This is a genomic window from Amycolatopsis sp. cmx-11-51, assembly GCF_047608665.1.
Classification (GTDB): domain Bacteria; phylum Actinomycetota; class Actinomycetes; order Mycobacteriales; family Pseudonocardiaceae; genus Amycolatopsis.
In genome coordinates, this window is record NZ_JADNQO010000009.1 from 140,298 (window position 1) to 157,408 (window position 17,111).

The 17,111-nt window shown below is 67.9% G+C and carries 15 protein-coding genes; 4 read left to right on the plus strand and 11 right to left on the minus strand.

Features of this window, described 5'->3' with window-relative positions; translation table 11 throughout:
• The first annotated feature begins 70 nt into the window (after nucleotides 1-70).
• Nucleotides 71-2,386, plus strand: coding sequence for an FdhF/YdeP family oxidoreductase (locus ACM6LU_RS27115; RefSeq protein WP_414940587.1), 2,316 nt, complete (start codon nucleotides 71-73; stop codon nucleotides 2,384-2,386).
• Nucleotides 2,387-2,529: 143 nt separating this feature from the next.
• Here the strand turns inward: ACM6LU_RS27115 and ACM6LU_RS27120 are convergent, their stop codons facing one another.
• The 4 genes from ACM6LU_RS27120 to ACM6LU_RS27135 are packed head-to-tail and all read right to left on the minus strand — an operon-like array spanning nucleotide 2,530 to nucleotide 6,245.
• Nucleotides 2,530-3,933, minus strand: coding sequence for an LCP family protein (locus tag ACM6LU_RS27120; RefSeq protein ID WP_414940703.1), 1,404 nt, complete (start codon nucleotides 3,931-3,933; stop codon nucleotides 2,530-2,532).
• Nucleotides 3,934-3,981: 48 nt separating this feature from the next.
• Entirely contained in the window at nucleotides 3,982-4,740 is a 759-nt protein-coding gene (locus ACM6LU_RS27125; RefSeq protein ID WP_414940588.1) for an SDR family NAD(P)-dependent oxidoreductase, read from the minus strand.
• Between the two features lie 18 nt (nucleotides 4,741-4,758).
• Nucleotides 4,759-4,887, minus strand: coding sequence for an MFS transporter small subunit (locus ACM6LU_RS27130; protein ID WP_255355414.1), 129 nt, complete (start codon nucleotides 4,885-4,887; stop codon nucleotides 4,759-4,761).
• On the minus strand, nucleotides 4,884-6,245 hold the full coding sequence (locus tag ACM6LU_RS27135) for an OFA family MFS transporter (protein ID WP_414940589.1): 1,362 nt from the start codon (nucleotides 6,243-6,245) through the stop codon (nucleotides 4,884-4,886). The genes ACM6LU_RS27130 and ACM6LU_RS27135 overlap by 4 nt, the downstream gene beginning before the upstream one ends.
• A 101-nt stretch (nucleotides 6,246-6,346) precedes the next feature.
• On the opposite strand from ACM6LU_RS27135, the gene fdhD reads away from it, so the two are divergent.
• Entirely contained in the window at nucleotides 6,347-7,180 is an 834-nt protein-coding gene (gene fdhD, locus ACM6LU_RS27140; protein ID WP_414940590.1) for a formate dehydrogenase accessory sulfurtransferase FdhD, read from the plus strand.
• A gap of 69 nt (nucleotides 7,181-7,249) precedes the next feature.
• Here the strand turns inward: fdhD and ACM6LU_RS27145 are convergent, their stop codons facing one another.
• The gene (locus ACM6LU_RS27145) at nucleotides 7,250-8,689 is read right to left on the minus strand and encodes a carotenoid oxygenase family protein (protein ID WP_414940591.1); all 1,440 of its coding nucleotides are present in this window, start codon (nucleotides 8,687-8,689) and stop codon (nucleotides 7,250-7,252) included.
• A gap of 85 nt (nucleotides 8,690-8,774) precedes the next feature.
• Here ACM6LU_RS27145 and ACM6LU_RS27150 point away from each other — a divergent pair, with 85 nt between their 5' ends.
• Together ACM6LU_RS27150 and ACM6LU_RS27155 are read left to right on the plus strand one after the other, a co-directional pair.
• Entirely contained in the window at nucleotides 8,775-9,473 is a 699-nt protein-coding gene (locus ACM6LU_RS27150; protein WP_414940592.1) for a TetR/AcrR family transcriptional regulator, read from the plus strand.
• A 111-nt stretch (nucleotides 9,474-9,584) separates the two neighbouring features.
• On the plus strand, nucleotides 9,585-10,526 hold the full coding sequence (locus ACM6LU_RS27155; RefSeq protein WP_414940593.1) for an alpha/beta hydrolase: 942 nt from the start codon (nucleotides 9,585-9,587) through the stop codon (nucleotides 10,524-10,526).
• A 208-nt stretch (nucleotides 10,527-10,734) separates the two neighbouring features.
• Here ACM6LU_RS27155 and ACM6LU_RS27160 read toward each other — a convergent pair whose 3' ends face one another.
• The 6 genes from ACM6LU_RS27160 to tig form a co-directional block, all read right to left on the minus strand.
• The gene (locus ACM6LU_RS27160) at nucleotides 10,735-11,655 is read right to left on the minus strand and encodes an anti-sigma factor RsbA family regulatory protein (RefSeq protein WP_414940594.1); all 921 of its coding nucleotides are present in this window, start codon (nucleotides 11,653-11,655) and stop codon (nucleotides 10,735-10,737) included.
• A gap of 75 nt (nucleotides 11,656-11,730) precedes the next feature.
• Nucleotides 11,731-12,114, minus strand: coding sequence for a hypothetical protein (locus tag ACM6LU_RS27165; protein WP_414940595.1), 384 nt, complete (start codon nucleotides 12,112-12,114; stop codon nucleotides 11,731-11,733).
• 79 nt (nucleotides 12,115-12,193) lie between these two features.
• Nucleotides 12,194-13,489, minus strand: a complete 1,296-nt coding sequence (clpX, locus tag ACM6LU_RS27170; protein ID WP_257488325.1) for an ATP-dependent Clp protease ATP-binding subunit ClpX — start codon at nucleotides 13,487-13,489, stop codon at nucleotides 12,194-12,196.
• Nucleotides 13,490-13,706: 217 nt separating this feature from the next.
• Nucleotides 13,707-14,378 carry an ATP-dependent Clp protease proteolytic subunit gene (locus ACM6LU_RS27175; protein WP_101605975.1) on the minus strand — a complete coding sequence of 224 codons (672 nt, stop codon included), beginning with the start codon at nucleotides 14,376-14,378 and terminating at the stop codon, nucleotides 13,707-13,709.
• A gap of 27 nt (nucleotides 14,379-14,405) precedes the next feature.
• Nucleotides 14,406-15,008, minus strand: a complete 603-nt coding sequence (locus tag ACM6LU_RS27180) for a ClpP family protease (RefSeq protein ID WP_076166113.1) — start codon at nucleotides 15,006-15,008, stop codon at nucleotides 14,406-14,408.
• A 210-nt stretch (nucleotides 15,009-15,218) separates the two neighbouring features.
• On the minus strand, nucleotides 15,219-16,589 hold the full coding sequence (gene tig / locus ACM6LU_RS27185) for a trigger factor (RefSeq protein ID WP_414940596.1): 1,371 nt from the start codon (nucleotides 16,587-16,589) through the stop codon (nucleotides 15,219-15,221).
• Nucleotides 16,590-17,111 lie beyond the last annotated feature (522 nt).

Here is a 17,111-nt window from a genome sequence, read left to right on the forward strand (position 1 = left end):
AGTCACGCGTGACTGGATGGACGACACTCCCTCGGTCGCGCACGGGGCCGGCAAGGCGCACGATGGTGGCATGACCCGCGAAGCACCCGCGAACGACGTTGACGAGACCCAGCTCGAGGTAGGGAAACCGAAGAGCTGGGCGGCCGGGATCCCCGGGGTCGCGGTCTCCTTGATACGCGGCGTGGAGCAGATGGGCGCCGCGCGCACGGTCAAGACGCTGCGCCTGCTGAACCAGCGCGACGGCTTCGACTGTCCCGGCTGTGCCTGGCCGGAGCCGCGCGAGGTCGACGGCGAGCACCGCAAGCTCGCGGAGTTCTGCGAGAACGGCGCGAAGGCCGTCGCCGAGGAGGCGACCAAACGCCGGGTCGGCCGCGAGTTCTTCGCCGAGCACTCCATCCAGGACCTGGCGGAGAAGACCGACTTCTGGCTCGGCCAGCAGGGCCGGATCACCGAGCCGTTCGTGCTGCGCGAAGGGGCTTCGCACTACGAACCGATCTCCTGGGACGGCGCCTTCACCCTGGTCGCGGAGGAACTTCGCGCGCTCCAGGACCCGAACGAGGCGATTTTCTACACCTCCGGCCGCACCAGCAACGAGGCCGCGTTCCTCTACCAGTTGCTCGTGCGCTCCTACGGCACGAACAACCTCCCCGACTGCTCCAACATGTGCCACGAGTCCTCCGGCGCCGCGCTCGCGGCGACGACCGGGATCGGCAAGGGCTCGGTGACACTCGCCGACATCCACCGGGCGGACCTGATCGTGGTCGTCGGCCAGAACCCCGGCACCAATCACCCGCGCATGCTGTCCGCGCTGGAAGAGGCCAAGGGCAACGGCGCGCAGATCGTCGCCGTGAACCCGTTGCCCGAAGCCGGCCTGATGCGGTTCAAGAACCCGCAGAACGTCCGGGGCGTGATCGGCAGGGGCACCCCGCTGGCGGACGAGTTCGCGCAGATCCGGCTTGGCGGCGACCTCGCGCTGTTCCAGGCGATCGGGCACCTCCTGCTGCGGTGGGAGCGGGAGACGCCGGGCACGATCGTCGACCGCGCGTTCGTCGAGTCGTCCACCGAGGGATTCGACGCCTACGCGAACCATCTGCGGGAGATCGACTGGACCGAGGTCGCCGCGGCGACCGGGCTGCCGCGTGAGCAGATCGAGCGGCTGGCGCGGATGATCGCGACGTCGCAGCGGACCATCTACTGCTGGGCGATGGGCCTGACCCAGCACAAGCACGCGGTGCAGACCATCTCCGAGGTGGCGAACCTGGCGCTGGTGCGCGGCATGATCGGCGAGCCGGGCGCGGGCCTGTGCCCGGTGCGCGGGCACTCCAACGTGCAGGGCGACCGGACGATGGGCATCTGGGAGAAGATGCCGGAGTCGTTCATGGACAGCCTCGACGACGAGTTCGGCATCAAGGTGCCGCGAGAGCACGGCTACGACACCGTCGCCGCGATCCGCGCGATGCGGGACGGAAAGGGCAAGGTCTTCTTCGCCGTCGGCGGCAACTTCGCCTCCGCCACCCCGGACACCGAGCTGACCGAGAAGGCGCTCAAGTCGTGCTCGCTGACCGCGCACGTGTCGACGAAGCTGAACCGCTCGCACGTCGTCCCCGGCAAGACCGCGCTGATCCTGCCGACCCTCGGCCGCACCGAACGCGACACCCAGGCGGGCGGCGAGCAGTTCGTCACCGTCGAGGATTCGATGTCGCAGGTGCACCCCTCACGCGGCAGGCTGACCCCGGCCAGTGAGCACCTGCTTTCGGAGGTCGCGATCATCTGCCACCTCGCGGAAGCGCTGTTCGGTACCGGGCACGCCGTACCGTGGCGGGACTTCCACACCGACTACGACCTCGTCCGCGACCGGATCGCGCGTGTCGTCCCCGGCTGCCACGACTACAACGCCCGTGTCCGCGAGCCCGACGGGTTCGTCCTCCCGAACGCGCCGCGCGATTCCCGGCAGTTCAACGGGACCGCCAACGGCAAGGCGAACTTCACCGTCTCCGAACTCGAGTACCCCCAGGTGCCCGAAGGCAGGCTGCTGCTGCAGACGATACGCAGCCACGACCAGTACAACACCACGATCTACGGCCTTTCCGACCGCTACCGCGGGATCGAGGACGCCCGGCGCGTGGTGCTGGTCAACCCCGACGACCTGGTCTCGCTCGGGCTGGCCGACGGCGCGATGGTCGACCTGGTCTCGGAATGGCGGGACGGTGACCGCCGGGCGCCGAGCTTCCGCGTGGTCTCGTATCCGACGGCACGGGGCTGTGCCGCGGCGTACTTCCCCGAGGCGAACACCCTGGTGCCGTTGGATTCGGTGGCCGACAAGTCGAACACCCCGGTGTCGAAGGCGATCGTGGTCAGGCTGGAGCCGCTAGATTCCACCCCATGAACCCTGGGGACATCGCCCGCGAATCGGCGAGAACCCCGTGCTGGCCAACCTTCCCAGCGAGGAGGTCGTCGTCACCGAGCCGACCCAGCTCGGCCTTCCGGTCGCCAAGAACGGCAAGATCCCGCCGGGGGAAATGACCCGGCTCAGTTGATGCACCCGGTGTCGTCGGAGGTGATGGGCTGGTCGGTCCGGACTCCGGCCGCCCCGCCACCCGAGGAGACGCCCGGTCCCTTGTAGACCTGTCCGAGGACGACCTGTACACGGCCCGCCGCGACGGAATCGGCCTTCTGGGTTTCCAGCCCGCCGAGCAGCTTCGCGATCTCCACGGCGGGCCCGGACGCGTCGCTGAACCGGACGACGGAGGTCCGCCGTCCGGTCTCGGCCGTGGTCTCGCCCTTGCCGAACCCTTTCTCCGCCAAGACATCCGCGACGCGAGCGGCGAGACCGTCCTTGCCGCTCGCGTTGACGACGTCGACCGTGGGGCCGGCGGGCGTCTGCGGTGTCGTTGGCTGGGCGCCGATCAGCAACGCGGCGAAAGCGCGCACCTGGGCGGGATCCACCTGCACGGCGGTCGCGGCCGGCTGCCTGGGGTTGTAGCGATAGTCGGCGTTGACCACCGGGATCGTGTCGAAGGCGATGCCGCCGCCGGTGACGCCCCGCATCTGCCGGACGAAGTCGAGCAGGTCCCACGAGCCGTCGAGCACGACCGAGCGTTTCACCGCGTCGATCAGTTCGGAGACGCGGGCCGGGTTGGCGAGTGTCCCGGCGGAGAGCACCTGCTTCGCCAGCCCGGCGAGGAACACCTGCTGACGGCGTACGCGGTCGAGGTCGCTGCGAGGCAGATCCTCCCGCTGGCGGACGAAGGCCAGCGCGTCTGCGCCCTGGATCGTCTGCCTCCCCGCCGGGAAGTTCGCCCCGGACTTGACGTCCTTGGTGGCCCTCTTCAAGCACACCTCGACCCCGCCGACGGCCTTGCTGATGTCGTAGAAACTCTGCAGGTTGACCTCGGCGAAGTGATCGATCTTGACGCCGGTGAGGTCCTCGACGGCCTTCAAGGTCGCCTTCCGCGCGGCCGTGATCGCCACCTTGTCGATCTCCGCCTTGTCGGTCTTGCCCGCCGCGCGCTGCTCGGTCGCCGAAGCGAACTTGGCGTGACCGAAGATCCCGTTGATCTTGGTCTTGTCCTTGGTCCCCGGCTCCGCGACCCAGGAGTCGCGCGGGATCGAGAAAGCTTTCACCGCCTGCTGGCCGTTGGGGATGCGGAGCACGATGAGCGTGTCGGTCAGGTCGTCGCCGTTCGCGCCAACCCGCAGCTCACGCAGCATCTCCGGGGCCAGCGGGTTGCCGTGCTCGTCGGTCCGCGAATCGCGCCCGACCAGCAGGATGTCCAGCGAACCGTCGGCGGGCCGCTCCCCTTTCTCCGGGGACTCGATCACGTCTTCACGGGTGACGCCGTCCAGCGAACTCACCGTCGAGTAGCCATACGCGGTCCCACCGAACACCGCCACCGCGAGCACGGCGACCACGACCTTCCCCAGCTTGTGCACGATCATCTGACGCACTGCAGGGGGTCATTGCTGCATAGGTGACCTACTTCACATCCGCAGATGCGAGGCCCCGTTCAGATCGAGGATCGCGCCGGACGCCCACGCGGCCTCGGCCGAGGCGAGGTAGAGCACCGCCGCCGCGACCTCCTCCGGCGTACCGACCCGGCCGAACGGGCTCTGCCCGCGCAGGACTTCGCCGCTCTCGCCTTCGAGCTTGATCGCGACCCGGTCCGTGGCGGTGAACCCGGGCGCGACCGAGGTCACCGCGATCCCGTGCGGGGCGAGGGCGACGGCGAGCGACTGCCCGAGCGAGTGCAGCGCGGCCTTGCTCGCGCCGTACGCCGGGAACTCGGGCTCACCCTTGAAGGCGCCCCGCGAGCCGATGTTGACCACGCGGCCTGGCACGCCACGGTCGATCATGTGCCGCGACACGCAGTAGGTCACGTTCGCCGTGCCGAGCACGTTGACGTCGACCATCCGCCGCCAGATCCGCTGCCAGTCCGCGTAGGACACTTCGGCGACGGGATGGGCCGACGCGGACGACGGCGCGAGGGCGGCGTTGTTCACCAGTACGTCGACCCCACCGACCAGTGCCTCGGCCTCGTCCGCGATCCGGCGCGCCACGTCGGGATCGGAGAGATCACCCCGGACAAGACCGTGACCGGACCCCGGAAGCCCGCCGAACGTCCGCTCGGCGTCCTCCTGATTCGAGGCGTAGTGGACGGCGACACGGTCGCCCTTTTCCGCGAAGGCGCGGGCGATCGCACGGCCGATACCGCGCGACGCCCCGGTCACCAAGACACCCACGGCCCGACCCTACGCGGGTCAGCCGCCGAAGAGCTGGACCACCTTCCGGAACAGTTCGTAGACGCCGTAGGCGAACGGGAGCGCGACCCACAGCCACGCGAAGACCATCAGCCCGGTGCGGCGGCGCTCGGGTGCCTGTTCGGTCATCGGGCCGCACTCCTCGCGGGCTCGCCGGACGACGCCGGCTCGTGGAACTTCGGGTTGACCGGCCGCACCAGTTCGTTGGCGACGAAGCCGACGACCAGCAGGCCGATCATGATGAACAGCGACGTCGTGTAGAGATCGGGGCCGACCTTGCCCACCGACTTCTGACTGTCGGCGATGGCGTTGACGATCAGCGGCCCGAGCACCCCCGCCATCGACCACGCGGTCAGCAGCCTGCCGTGGATCGCGCCCACCTGGTAGGTGCCGAAGAGGTCCTTCAGATACGCCGGGATTGTCGCGAAACCGCCGCCGTAGAAGGACAGGATCAGCATGGCGCACAGGACGAACACGAGCTTCGAAGCGTTCGTGGTCAGCGCGATCACGAGGTACAGCAGGGCACCGGCGCCGAGGTAGAGCCGGTAGATGTTCTTGCGCCCCACCAGGTCCGAAGTGGACGACCAGACGAACCGGCCGAGCATGTTGGTGAGCGAGAGCAGTGCGACGAACCCGGCCGCGGCGGCGGTGCCGACCGGCGTCGAGGTCTCGCGGAAGAAGTCCGCGATCATCGGCGACGCCTTCTCCAGGATGCCGATGCCCGCGGTCACGTTGAAGCAAAGGACCACCCAGAGAAGCCAGAACTGCGGTGTCTTGATGGCGTTGCGCGCCGACACGTTCGCGGTGGTGATCATCGCGTTGCCGTGGTCGGTCTTCGGCTCCCAGCCCTTCGGCTTCCAGTCGTCGGCCGGGACCCGGATCAGCAGGATGCCGAGAGTCATGAAGACCGCGTAGACCAGGCCGTGCACGAGGAACGCCGTCGCGACCGTCCCGATCGTCCACGGCGACGCGCCCAGCATCTGCGTCGACCACGGGGAGGCGATCAGCGCGCCGCCGCCGAAGCCCATGATCGCGATGCCGGTGGCCATCCCCGGCCGGTCGGGGAACCATTTGATCAGCGTCGACACCGGCGAGATGTAGCCGATGCCGAGCCCGATGCCGCCGACCCCGCCCCAGCCGAGGACGACGAGCCAGTACTGCGACGTCGCCACGCCGAGCGCGGAGATCAGGAAGCCCGAACTGAAGCAGACCGTCGACACGAACATCGCCCAGCGCGGGCCGTTGCGCTCGACCAGTGTCCCGCCGAACGCCGCCGAGAGCCCGAGCATCACGATGCCGAGCTGGAACGGGAGCGCGCTCTGTGTGCCGCTGAGTCCGAGGGTCTTCTCCAGCGGGAGTTTGAAGACACTCCACGCGTACGCCTGCCCGATCGACAGGTGGACGGCCAGCGCGGCGGGCGGCACCAGCCAGCGGCTCCAGCCCGGCGGGGCGACAATGCGTGAACGGTCCAGGAAGCCGATGGCCATCCGGCGCCTCCGTACTCTGGGGGTGGGCACTGGGAATGTATTACTTAATGCCCGGCGTTGCAGTATTCGACTGTCGAATGACCGGCCAGAAGGGTGGACAAGTGGGCAGGGTGACGGTGCGCCGTCCGGTACGGATGATCTCCGCGACCCGGGACGTGCGACGGCCCGACACGCTGGCGGCCGAAGAGCCGCTGGAGATCCGCGTCGGCGGCAAGGCACTCGCCGTCACCATGCGGACGCCCGGCAACGACGTCGAACTGGCGCACGGGTTCCTGCTGTCCGAAGGCGTGCTCACCACTCGCGAGGACGTCGCGGTCGCCCGGTACTGCGACGGCGTCGACGACCAGGGCCGCAACACCTACAACGTCCTGGACATCGCACTGGCCGAAGGCGTCGCGCCGCCGGAGACGGGCGTCGAACGGAACTTCTACACGACGTCCTCGTGCGGCGTCTGCGGCAAGGCCGCACTCGACGCGGTCAAGCTCCGAAGCCGGTTTTCACCGGAGAAGTCCGAGTTCGCGGTGAGCAAGGATGTGCTGGCGAAGCTCCCGGACACGCTGCGCACCCATCAGAAGGTCTTCTCCAGCACCGGCGGGCTGCACGCGGCCGCCCTGTTCGACGCCGAGGGGGACCTCGCCGTCGTGCGGGAGGACATCGGCAGGCACAACGCCGTCGACAAGGTCCTCGGCTGGGCGCTGCAGGAAGGCCGGATCCCCGCGGCGGACGCCGGTCTCCTGGTGTCCGGCCGCGCCTCGTTCGAACTGGTGCAGAAGGCCGCCATGGCCGGGATCGGCCTGCTGGCGGCGGTTTCCGCGCCGTCGTCGCTGTCCGCGGAACTGGCCGAGGAGAACGGCATGACCCTCATCGGCTTCCTGCGGGGCGACAGCATGAACCTCTACACCGGCGAGCAGCGGGTGCTCGGGCTCGGGAGCTGAAGGGGACCTTCCCCGCGTCTCATGCGGGGAAAGCGCCCTTCACCGCGTGCCATGCGGGAAAAGTCCCCTTCAGCTCGCCACCCAGTTGCCGTGGAAGCCGTTCGGCACCCGGTCCGGCAGGTGCACGGCACCGACGGTCTCCAGCGTCTCCGCGTCCAGGATGGTCAGGTCACTCTTCCGCGTCGCGGGGTCGTAGACGAACCCCATCAGCACGCCCTCGTCCTCGGCCGCGTCCACAGAGGACGGAACGAACACGAACTCCCCCACCTGCGCGCCGTCGCCGAACCGCCTGCTCTGCACCGACTGCTTCCCGAGGTCGTGTTTGTACAAAACACCCGAAGACGCCGATCCGTCCTTTGTGGATATCGAGTAGCCGAAGCGGTGCCGTCGCCCGACCAGCCGCTCGTCGACGCGCGGGAACTCCTGGCCCTGGTCGTCGAGGCGTTCCTCGATGACCTTGCCCGCGGCGAGATCGACGGTCCAGCGGTCCAGGGTCGGCGGCCCCTCGGCCGGCCCGAGCAGTTCGCTGTCGAACATCTTCGGGTGCCGGACGACGTCCAGCACGACGTCGTCTCCGTCGTCATAGGCGTTCATCGGGTGGAACACGTAGCACGGCTCGACCTCGAACCAGCGGACGTCGCCATTGCCGCCCTCCCGCGGCATGACGCCGATCCGCGCCGGGTACTTCGGGTTCCAGCGGTACGGCAGGCCCGCGTTGCCAGAGATCCGTTCACGCAGCTTCGCGCTGAGGGGATCCGGCACCTTCACCCTGCCCACCAGCGCCGACACCACCAACCGGGCGGGCGCGCGCAGGAACGAAGGCACGGACGCGGCGACGGCCTGTTCGGTCTCGAACGTGACCGGGAGGTCGTAGAAGACCACGTGCTTCTCGGTCAGGGAGAAGTCGTGCATCATCGGCGAACCGGTGACCTCGATGTCGACCTTGCGCCGCGCGTGACCCTGCGCGTCGAGCACCGAATACCGCACCTTGTTGCCCCACCCGAAGAAGTACGACACGGCGTGCAGTTCACCGGTCTCCGGATCACGCTTCGGGTGGGCGGTGTAGCCGCCGGGCAGGGTGCCGTCGAAGTCACAGACGCCGACGGTGTCGAGTTCCTCGGTCAGTTCGAAGCTGGAGGCGCCACCCTCGATCAGGGCGAGCGTCTTGCCCGCGTGGCCGATGACGTTCGTGTTGGCCCCCATGGACGCGGTCCCGGCAACCGATCCGCCTTCCCAGCGCTCACCGAGTTCCCGCGACAGCCTGGGGTTGCGCACCCAGCGGTTGCGGTACCACTCGGCGTGGCCGTCGCGCAGCCGGACGCCGTGCACCATGCCGTCGCCCATGAACCAGTGGAAGGTCGCCGGATCCACTTCGGACAACGGGTTCGGCCCGTTCCGCAGATAGCGCCCGTCCAGGTACTCCGGAATGTGCCCCGTGACATCCAGTTCGGTGATCGTGTGCTCACGGCTGACCGGGGCGAAGTTGCCCTCGAGGAACTTGTTGCCCATCACAGGCCCCCTGGATCTGATGACTGCAGCGACCATAACGTGGTTATGGATACATTTATAACAGGGTTATGGAATACTGGCAAGCATGTCACCGAAACCCGCCGCCGCCGAAGTCAAGGCCAAACTGATCGAGGCGGCGATCCGGCTGCTCTCCACCTGCGGCCCGGAGTCGCTGCAAGCCCGCAAGCTGGCGGCCGAGATCGGCGCGTCGACCATGGCCGTCTACACCCATTTCGGCGGGATGGGCGCACTGGTGGACGAGGTCGCACGGGAGGGATTCCGGCGGTTGTCGGCGAATCTGGGCGAGGTCGACGAGACCGGTGACCCGGTGGCCGACATCCTCACCTTGGCCCTGGCATACCGGCGGACCGTGGTGGAGAACCCGGAGCTCTACGCGGTGACCTTCGGTCAGAGCCAGCCCAGTGGGCAGAAGGCCGCCCAGGGTGACATGACCAACGAAGAGACCCGCCAGAACGTCAGCGAGGAGGGCATCGAGGCCTTCGGCTACCTCGTCCGCGGCGCGAAGCGGGTGATCGAGGCGGGCCGGTTCCGCCCTGCCCCGGAGTTCGCCGTCGCCGCCCAGCTCTGGAGCGCCGTGCACGGCTACATCACGCTGGAGGTCGCCGGCCATTTCGGCGACGGCGAGAATGGTGTGGACCACATCCTGGTTCCCCTGGCCACCGCCCTCGGGGTCGGCCTGGGCGACACTCTCGAGGCCGCGACGCGGTCCGCGCGGGTCTCGATCGAGGCATGGCGCGCGAAAGAGGGAAACGTCGGCACCTGATCCGGCGATACCCCGGTCACAGGTCGGTGAATCGTGCAACCTTTGGGCGGGAGCGCGCGTCTGACCTGGTAGAAGATCAAACGGGGAACGGGGAACGGGGAACGGGGACGGGTGAACGACGACGACCAGGGGCACGCGACGCTGCCGGGGGTGCGTGGCGCCCGCCGTTGGCTGAGCCGTCGTTCCGTGCTGATCGCCGGCGCCTCCGGTCTCGGTGTCGCGGGGCTCGCCGCCGGAACGGCCTCCGGAGCCCTGCCGTTCAGCGAAGCGCTCCAGCGGGCACTCGGCGTCGCGTCGCCGACTCCGGCCACCCAGCTCGGCAGCCCCCGCGTCGAACGCGTGTACTCCGAAGCCCGTGGCCGCGAGGTCGACCTCGTACTGATGCTGCCGACCAAGGCGCCGCCCAAAGGCCTGCCGATGTCGCTGATGCTGCACGGCCTCCACGGCACCGCGCGGCACGCCGCCCCCACCGGACTGCTCAAGCAACTCGGCAGCGACGTCGCCCGCAAGGCGGTGCCCCCGTTCGGATTCGTCGCGGTCGACGGCGGCGACCACTACTGGCACGAGAACCAGCCCGGCGACAACCCGATGGCGATGCTGCTCGAAGAGGTCCCTCGCTGGCTGGCCGCCCGCGGCCTCGGCGGCCGGGACGGGCTTCCGTTCGCCGCCACCGGGCTTTCGATGGGCGGCTTCGGCGCGCTGCTCTACACGCGGCGGCGTCTGGAACACCGCCGTCCGCCCGCCGCGGTCGCGGCGCTCGCGCCCGCGCTGATCACGTCGTGGGCGGAGATGAGCAAGCGGCGCGCGTTCCGCGACGCGACCGACTGGGGCTCGCTGGATCCGTTGCGCCACATCGACGTCACGAAGAGGGTGCCGACCGGGGTCTGGTGCGGTACCGAAGACCCGTTCATCGGCGGGGTGCGGAAGTTCATCTCCGAAGCGCGGCCGACGGTCGCGCACACCGCGCGGGGTAAGCACGGCGACACGTTCAACCGCACGGTCGTGCCGAGCCTGATCGCGTTCCTCGGCAAACATGTCCCGAAGAACGCCTGACCCGGGTCTCTCCAGACAAACGTGGCGGGTGTCCCCAATGCCACATTGGGGACACGTCCCGCTCTTCCCCGCCGCCGCCCCAAAGCAAGTAGTCCTCTACTTGCGGCCCGGCAGGCAGGCGTGAGTGAGCGGGTGCTGGCGCTCGCGTTCCCGGCGCCGCCCCTTGTCCGACCGTCCTTGACACGCACGAGAATGGATCGAACCGGGTTCAGACGCGGAAGTAGATCCTGGTGACGGTCGAACCCGGTCTCCGGTACTGCCGGACCAGATCGGCGACCTGATTCACCAGCACCAGGCCACGTCCGCCGATCTGCCCAAGCGACGCGGGACGACGGCCCGCGAGCGGATCGTTCAGCGTGCCTTCGTCGATGACCTCGCAAAGCACGTGGTCCTCGTCGCGCCAGACGCGGACGACACCGTGGCCCGAACCGTGCAGCACGCTGTTGGCGGACAGTTCCGCCACGGCGAGCACGAGATCCTCGACGCGGTCCGGGACGAGCCCGCTCTCCTCGGCCCGTTCCCGCGCGAAGTGACGCACCGCGGCGAGCCTGGAGAGATCGAAACGGAACGCGTCGGCCGCCCGCGGTTCGGGTAGCGGCAGGTTGTACTTCTCGACGACGGCGTCGGGAGCGTAACCCTCGCTCCGGCGGTCGCCGTCGGCGCCAGAGAGGGTCGGATGGGTCCGCTCGGCGTCGGCGAGGACGTCGTCGTCGAGCCGGATCAGGTCGTACGGGCACAGGATGCTGAGGTCGCGGTCGCCGAAAGCGAAGTTGATCAGCGCCTCGTGCTGCGCGCACGCCGGGTACTCGATGGCCGACCGCTCCGCCCAGATCGGCTCGCCGATGATCCGGACCGGCCCCGGACGACTGTCCGCGAACGCGAGGAGCACGCCGGGAAGGATGCGGCCCGGGTTGCGGCCTACTTCGGACATGTCGATGAGCTCGACCTCGGCGGCCGAATCACCCAGGGCTTCTTCGATGAGCGTCAAGTTCCGGCCCGGCACGGCCACCGCGACGGGTTCGTCGAGCTTCAGGCCCTCCAGGATGTACGGAACCGTACCGTTTAGATACTCGGAGTCACCGGAGTAGAGCAGGCCCACATGAGAGAAGGCTTCTGCGGTGACTGTCACGGACCCGTCTTACCCCGTCGGGACGATTCTGAAACCCTGCTAACGGAGGAAAGCCCGAAAACGGTCCTGGGCCGATCAGCTGAGCCAGCGTCCCACCATCGAGATCAACCAGAATCCGATGAGCGTCGCACCGGCGAACAACCCGGTCCAGGCGACGAGCGCGCGGTTCGCCTCCGCGCTTCGCGCCGCCTTGACCCGGATGAGCGTGTACGCCGAAACGGCGAACAACGGCAACGGGATCAGCGGCAGCGGTGACAACCGGACGACCCCCGCCACCAGACAGGTCGCCACCAGCACGCCCAGCGCGATCGTCAGTGCACGCGGGATCCACAGATGACGGCGGTAGGCCCCGATGACGATGCGTTCGGTGAGTTCGACGAGTCCCCTGACCTCGCGTGGACTCGCGGCCGCCAGTTCGGGAGCCTCGTTCTCGTCCTTCGTGGGAGTCAGCGGCACCATCGCATCCTATCTCGGCCCGGAGAAAGCGACGCCCCGGCCGGAAGGATCCGGCCGGGGCGTCGCTTTTCGAATCAGTCGCTCAGGCGGACTTCTCGCCGCGCTCGCTGCTGCGACGGCGTGACGGCTGACGCGCCACGATCGTCGGGTTCACGTTCTCTCGAACGGTCTGCTCGGTGATGACGACCTTCGCGACGTCGTCGCGGCTGGGGATGTCGTACATGACCGGCTGCAGGACCTCTTCCATGATCGCGCGCAGGCCGCGGGCGCCGGTACCGCGGAGCACGGCCTGGTCGGCGATGGCCTCGAGCGCGGTCTTGGTGAACTCCAGCTCGACGTTGTCCATCTCGAAGAGCTTCTTGTACTGCTTCACCAGCGCGTTGCGCGGCGTGGTCAGGATGCTGACCAGCGACTCCTTGTCCAGGTGGGTCACCGTCGCCACGACCGGGAGGCGGCCGATGAACTCCGGGATCAACCCGAACTTGATCAGGTCCTCCGGCATGGTGTCGGAGAAGATGTCGCTCTCGTCGATCTCGGCCTTGGTGCGGATCTCCGCGCCGAAACCGAGGCCGCGCTTGCCGACCCGCTCGTTGATGATCTTCTCCAACCCGGCGAAAGCGCCGGCCACGATGAACAGCACGTTCGTCGTGTCGATCTGGATGAACTCCTGGTGCGGGTGCTTGCGTCCGCCCTGCGGCGGCACCGAAGCGGTGGTGCCTTCGAGGATCTTCAGCAGCGCCTGCTGCACACCCTCACCGGACACGTCGCGGGTGATCGACGGGTTCTCCGACTTCCGGGCGATCTTGTCGACCTCGTCGATGTAGATGATGCCCGTCTCGGCCCGCTTGACGTCGTAATCCGCCGCCTGGATCAGCTTGAGCAGGATGTTCTCGACGTCCTCGCCCACGTACCCGGCCTCGGTGAGCGCCGTGGCGTCCGCGATCGCGAACGGGACGTTCAGCATCTTCGCCAGGGTCTGCGCGAGGTAGGTCTTGCCGCAGCCGGTCGGGCCCAGCATCAGGATGTTGGACTTCGCCAGTTCGACGGTCTCGTCCTTGGAATCCTTCGGCCCGGCCTTGTCGTCGGACTGCACACGCTTGTAGTGGTTGTACACCGCCACGGCCAGCGAACGCTTCGCGTCGTCCTGGCCGATGATGTACTGCTCGAGGAACTCGTGGATCTCGGCGGGTTTGGGCAGCTCGTCGAGCTTGACCTCACCGGCCTCGGCCAGTTCTTCCTCGATGATCTCGTTGCAGAGATCGATGCACTCATCGCAGATGTAGACCCCGGGGCCGGCAATGAGCTTCTTCACCTGCTTTTGGCTCTTGCCGCAGAAAGAACATTTCAGCAGGTCGCCGCCGTCACCGATCCGTGCCATGGCCGTTGACCTCGTCCCCTCCGGCGCGATGTCGCGCCTGACTGTCTTACCGCCCCGGTCACGGATGACCGCTCGGAGCCTCACACACTGCCACTGACGGTACCCGCCCGATGCCGCCGACGGGAGAACCAACGTCACATCTGAGCACGCCAGAAGCTGACCATAGACCAGGGATCCGGTGCGTGTCGTCTCCCGACACGCACCGGTCCGGTCGCGATCAGCTGCTCGAAGCCTTGCGGTACTCGAGGACCTCGTCGACGATCCCGTACGCCTTGGCCTCATCGGCCGTCAGGATCTTGTCGCGCTCGATGTCCTTCTTGACGTCGTCGGCGTCCTTGTTCGTGTGCTTCGCCAGGATGACCTCCATCTGGCGCCGCACCCGCTGGATCTCGTTGGCCTGGATCTCCAGGTCCGACACCTGGCCGTAGGTGCCCTCGGTGGCGGGCTGGTGGATCAGCACGCGCGAGTTCGGCAGCGTGAACCGCTTGCCGGGGGTACCGGCCGCCAGCAGCACCGCGGCGGCCGAAGCGGCCTGGCCGATGCACATGGTGACGATGTCGGGGCGGACGTACTGCATCGTGTCGTAGATCGCCATCAGCGCGGTGAACGAACCACCGGGCGAGTTGATCAGGATCATGATGTCGCGGTCCGGGTCCTCGTGCTCGAGGTGCAGCAGCTGGACCATCACGTCGTTCGCCGACGCGTCGTCGATCTGCACGCCGAGCATGATCTGACGCTCTTCGTAGAGCTTGTTGTACGGGTTCGATTCCTTGATGCCGTAGCTCGTGCGCTCGACATAGGAGGGCAGGACGTACCGCGATTGCGGCAGCTGGAGCCGCGACTGCATCCCCGGCGCCTGCGACCCGATCGGAAGCTGGAAGTTGCTCATTGGAATTCTCCTGTGTGCCGGCGCGGATCAGCTGTTGGGAAGCGGGTTCTCGCGCGTGAGGACCTGGTCCACGAAGCCGTAGTCCTTCGCCTCCTGCGCGGTGAACCAGCGGTCACGGTCGCCGTCCTTGACGATCTGCTCGACGGTCTGGCCGGTCTGCTCGGCCGTGATCTTGGCGAGCTCCTGCTTCCACTTGCCGAACACTTCGGCCTGGATCGCGATGTCGGAGGCCGTGCCGCCGACGCCGGCCGAGGGCTGGTGCATGAGGATGCGCGCGTGCTGCAGCGCGTACCGCTTGCCGGGTGTGCCGGAGGACAGCAGGAACTGCCCCATCGACGCGGCCAGGCCCATCGCGTAGGTCGCGACGTCCGGGCGGATCAGCTGCATGGTGTCGTAGATCGCGAAACCCGCGGTGACCGAGCCACCTGGCGAGTTGATGTAGAAGCGGATGTCCGACTCGGAGTCGTCTGCGTCGAGCAGCAACAACTGGGCGGTGATCCGGTTCGCGACCTCGTCGTTGACCTCGGAGCCGAGGACGACGATGCGCTCCTGGAGCAACCGCTCGAAGACCGAGTCGGTGAGGTTGAGCCCCGCGGTACCGGTCCGCGCCTCGGGCGTGTGCTGCGTCACGTCTGCCTGCCTTTTCCGCCGACGGCGGCGTGGCCTTGGGCCTGCCGCCGCTGTGTGTCTAGCTGCTGCTGTCGGAGATGCTGTTGCTGGTGTGTCCAGATGCTGAAGATCTTGCAACCGACCCTAACGAACTTGGGCGGTGCAGAATGCCTGACACCGCCCAAGTTCGCTTACAGCTTTACGGTCCGCTTCGCGCGGGCCGCTTATTCCCTACTCGGCCGCAGTCTTCGCGGTCTCCTCGGTGACCTGCGTCTCCTCGGGTGCGGGGCCGAAAAGCTCTTCGAGGTCGACCTCGGTGCCGGAGGCGTCGGTCACGGTGGTCTTGCGAACCACGGTGGCCAGTGCCTTGCCGCGGCGGACGTCTGCGTAGATCGCGGTCAGCTGACCGGACTGCTGCGCCCGCTGGACGTACTCGTCCGGGCTGACGCCGAAGCGCTGCGCCTGGTAGATGATCCGCTCGGTGAGCTCGCCGTCGTTGACCGACGTCTGCTCGGCGTCGGCGATGCTGTCCAGCAGCAGCTGGGTACGAACCGCCTTCTCCGACTCCTCGCGGACCTCGGTGTCGAACTCTTCGATCGTGCGGCCTTCGGCCTCCAGCGCCTTGGCGAACTGCGCCTGGTCGTGATCGAAGGGGTGGATCGCGTCGTGCTTGCGGTTCTCGATCTCGGCTTCGAGGACCTTCTCCGGGATCGCGACCTCGGTGCGCTCGAGCAGTTCCTCGAGGACCTTGTCCCGTGCCTGGACGCCCTGCTGCATCTTCTTGACGCGGCCGAGGCGCTCGCGAAGGTCGCTCTTCAGCTCGTCGATCGTGTCGAACTCGCTCGCCAGCTGGGCGAACTCGTCGTCCGCCTCGGGCAACTCGCGCTGCTTGATGGTCTGCACGGTGACGGTGACGTCGGCGTCCTTGCCCGCGTGCTCGCCGGCGACCAGCTTCGTGGTGAAGGTCTTGGTCTCGCCCGCGTTCGCGCCGATGATCGCCTCGTCGATACCGTCGACGAGCTGGCCGGAGCCGATCTCGTAGGACAGGCCGGTGGTCGAGGCCTCCTCGACCTCCTGGCCGTCGACGGTGGCCGCGAGGTCGATCGAGACGAAGTCGCCGTTCTCAGCCGCGCGCTCGACACCGGTCAGGGTGCCGAAGCGGGCACGCAGCTCGTCGAGCTGCTCGTCGATCTCGGCGTCGGTCAGTTCGACGTCGTCGACGCTCACCGCGAAGCCCTCGAGGTCGGGCAGCGAGATCTCCGGGCGGATGTCGACTTCGGCGGTGAACTCCAGGACCTCACGGTCCTCGAGCTTGGTCACCTCGAACTCGGGCTGGCCCAGCGTGCGGACCTCGCCCGCGCGCACGGCCTCCATGTACTTGGCCGGGATGACCTCGTTGACGACCTCGTCGAGCACCGGGGCGCGCCCGATCCGGCTTTCCAGCACGCGAGCCGGCGCCTTGCCCGGGCGGAAGCCGGGGATGCGCACCTGCTGGGCGATCTTGCGGTAGGCGCGGTCGAAGTTCGGCTTGAGCTCGTCGAACGGCACCTCGACATTGATCTTGACTCGCGTCGGGCTGAGCTGCTCGACGGTGCTCTTCAACGTATTCTCCTCGAGCGGTAAACGATGTGATGGGCATCCGCATGCGGTCGACAGCGGATGTGCCCTGGCCAGCTTGCAGACCGGGCCGTCCGAGTCTAGGCCGTGTCCTGTGAGTCTCTTCGGTGGGGTTCGTGATCCAGGTGGCGCCCGTGCCGCCGGGGACCGCCTGGGTGCGAAGCCCGCGTACGGACTCACAGGACCGGGCACACCGGTCCGGGTCTAGTCCGACACGGCCGCGTCGTGCCCGCCCTCACTGGCGGATCACAGCTTTCGGGCCCCGTCCGGCGAACAGGGCGTGGACCACCCGATTGGACCAGCTTTCAGTTCTTCTCTGTTACGAAGCCGTCCAGTCCTGGACACGGATGCGGGCCGCGCTCCACCATCGGGCGCCGCGACCAGGCCTTTCAGCAGGTAGCCGAAGTTTACAAACCAGTACCAGTTGTCTACGGTGTGACAGCTTGTCCCGGTAGCCATCGACGGAGGGACCGATCGATGACCGTCGCCGCCACCCGGTCCGAGGAC

Bases quoted from the DNA above. Each gene is read 5' to 3' on its own strand.
- ACM6LU_RS27115 (WP_414940587.1), top strand. From the start codon at position 71: ATGACCCGCGAAGCACCCGCGAACGACGTTGACGAGACCCAGCTCGAG.
- ACM6LU_RS27130 (WP_255355414.1), bottom strand. From the start codon at position 4,887: ATGACCGAACAGGCACCCGAGCGCCGCCGCACCGGGCTGATGGTCTTC.
- ACM6LU_RS27135 (WP_414940589.1), bottom strand. From the start codon at position 6,245: ATGGCCATCGGCTTCCTGGACCGTTCACGCATTGTCGCCCCGCCGGGC.
- ACM6LU_RS27145 (WP_414940591.1), bottom strand. From the start codon at position 8,689: ATGGGCAACAAGTTCCTCGAGGGCAACTTCGCCCCGGTCAGCCGTGAG.
- ACM6LU_RS27150 (WP_414940592.1), top strand. From the start codon at position 8,775: ATGTCACCGAAACCCGCCGCCGCCGAAGTCAAGGCCAAACTGATCGAG.
- ACM6LU_RS27165 (WP_414940595.1), bottom strand. From the start codon at position 12,114: ATGGTGCCGCTGACTCCCACGAAGGACGAGAACGAGGCTCCCGAACTG.
- clpX (WP_257488325.1), bottom strand. From the start codon at position 13,489: ATGGCACGGATCGGTGACGGCGGCGACCTGCTGAAATGTTCTTTCTGC.
- ACM6LU_RS27175 (WP_101605975.1), bottom strand. From the start codon at position 14,378: ATGAGCAACTTCCAGCTTCCGATCGGGTCGCAGGCGCCGGGGATGCAG.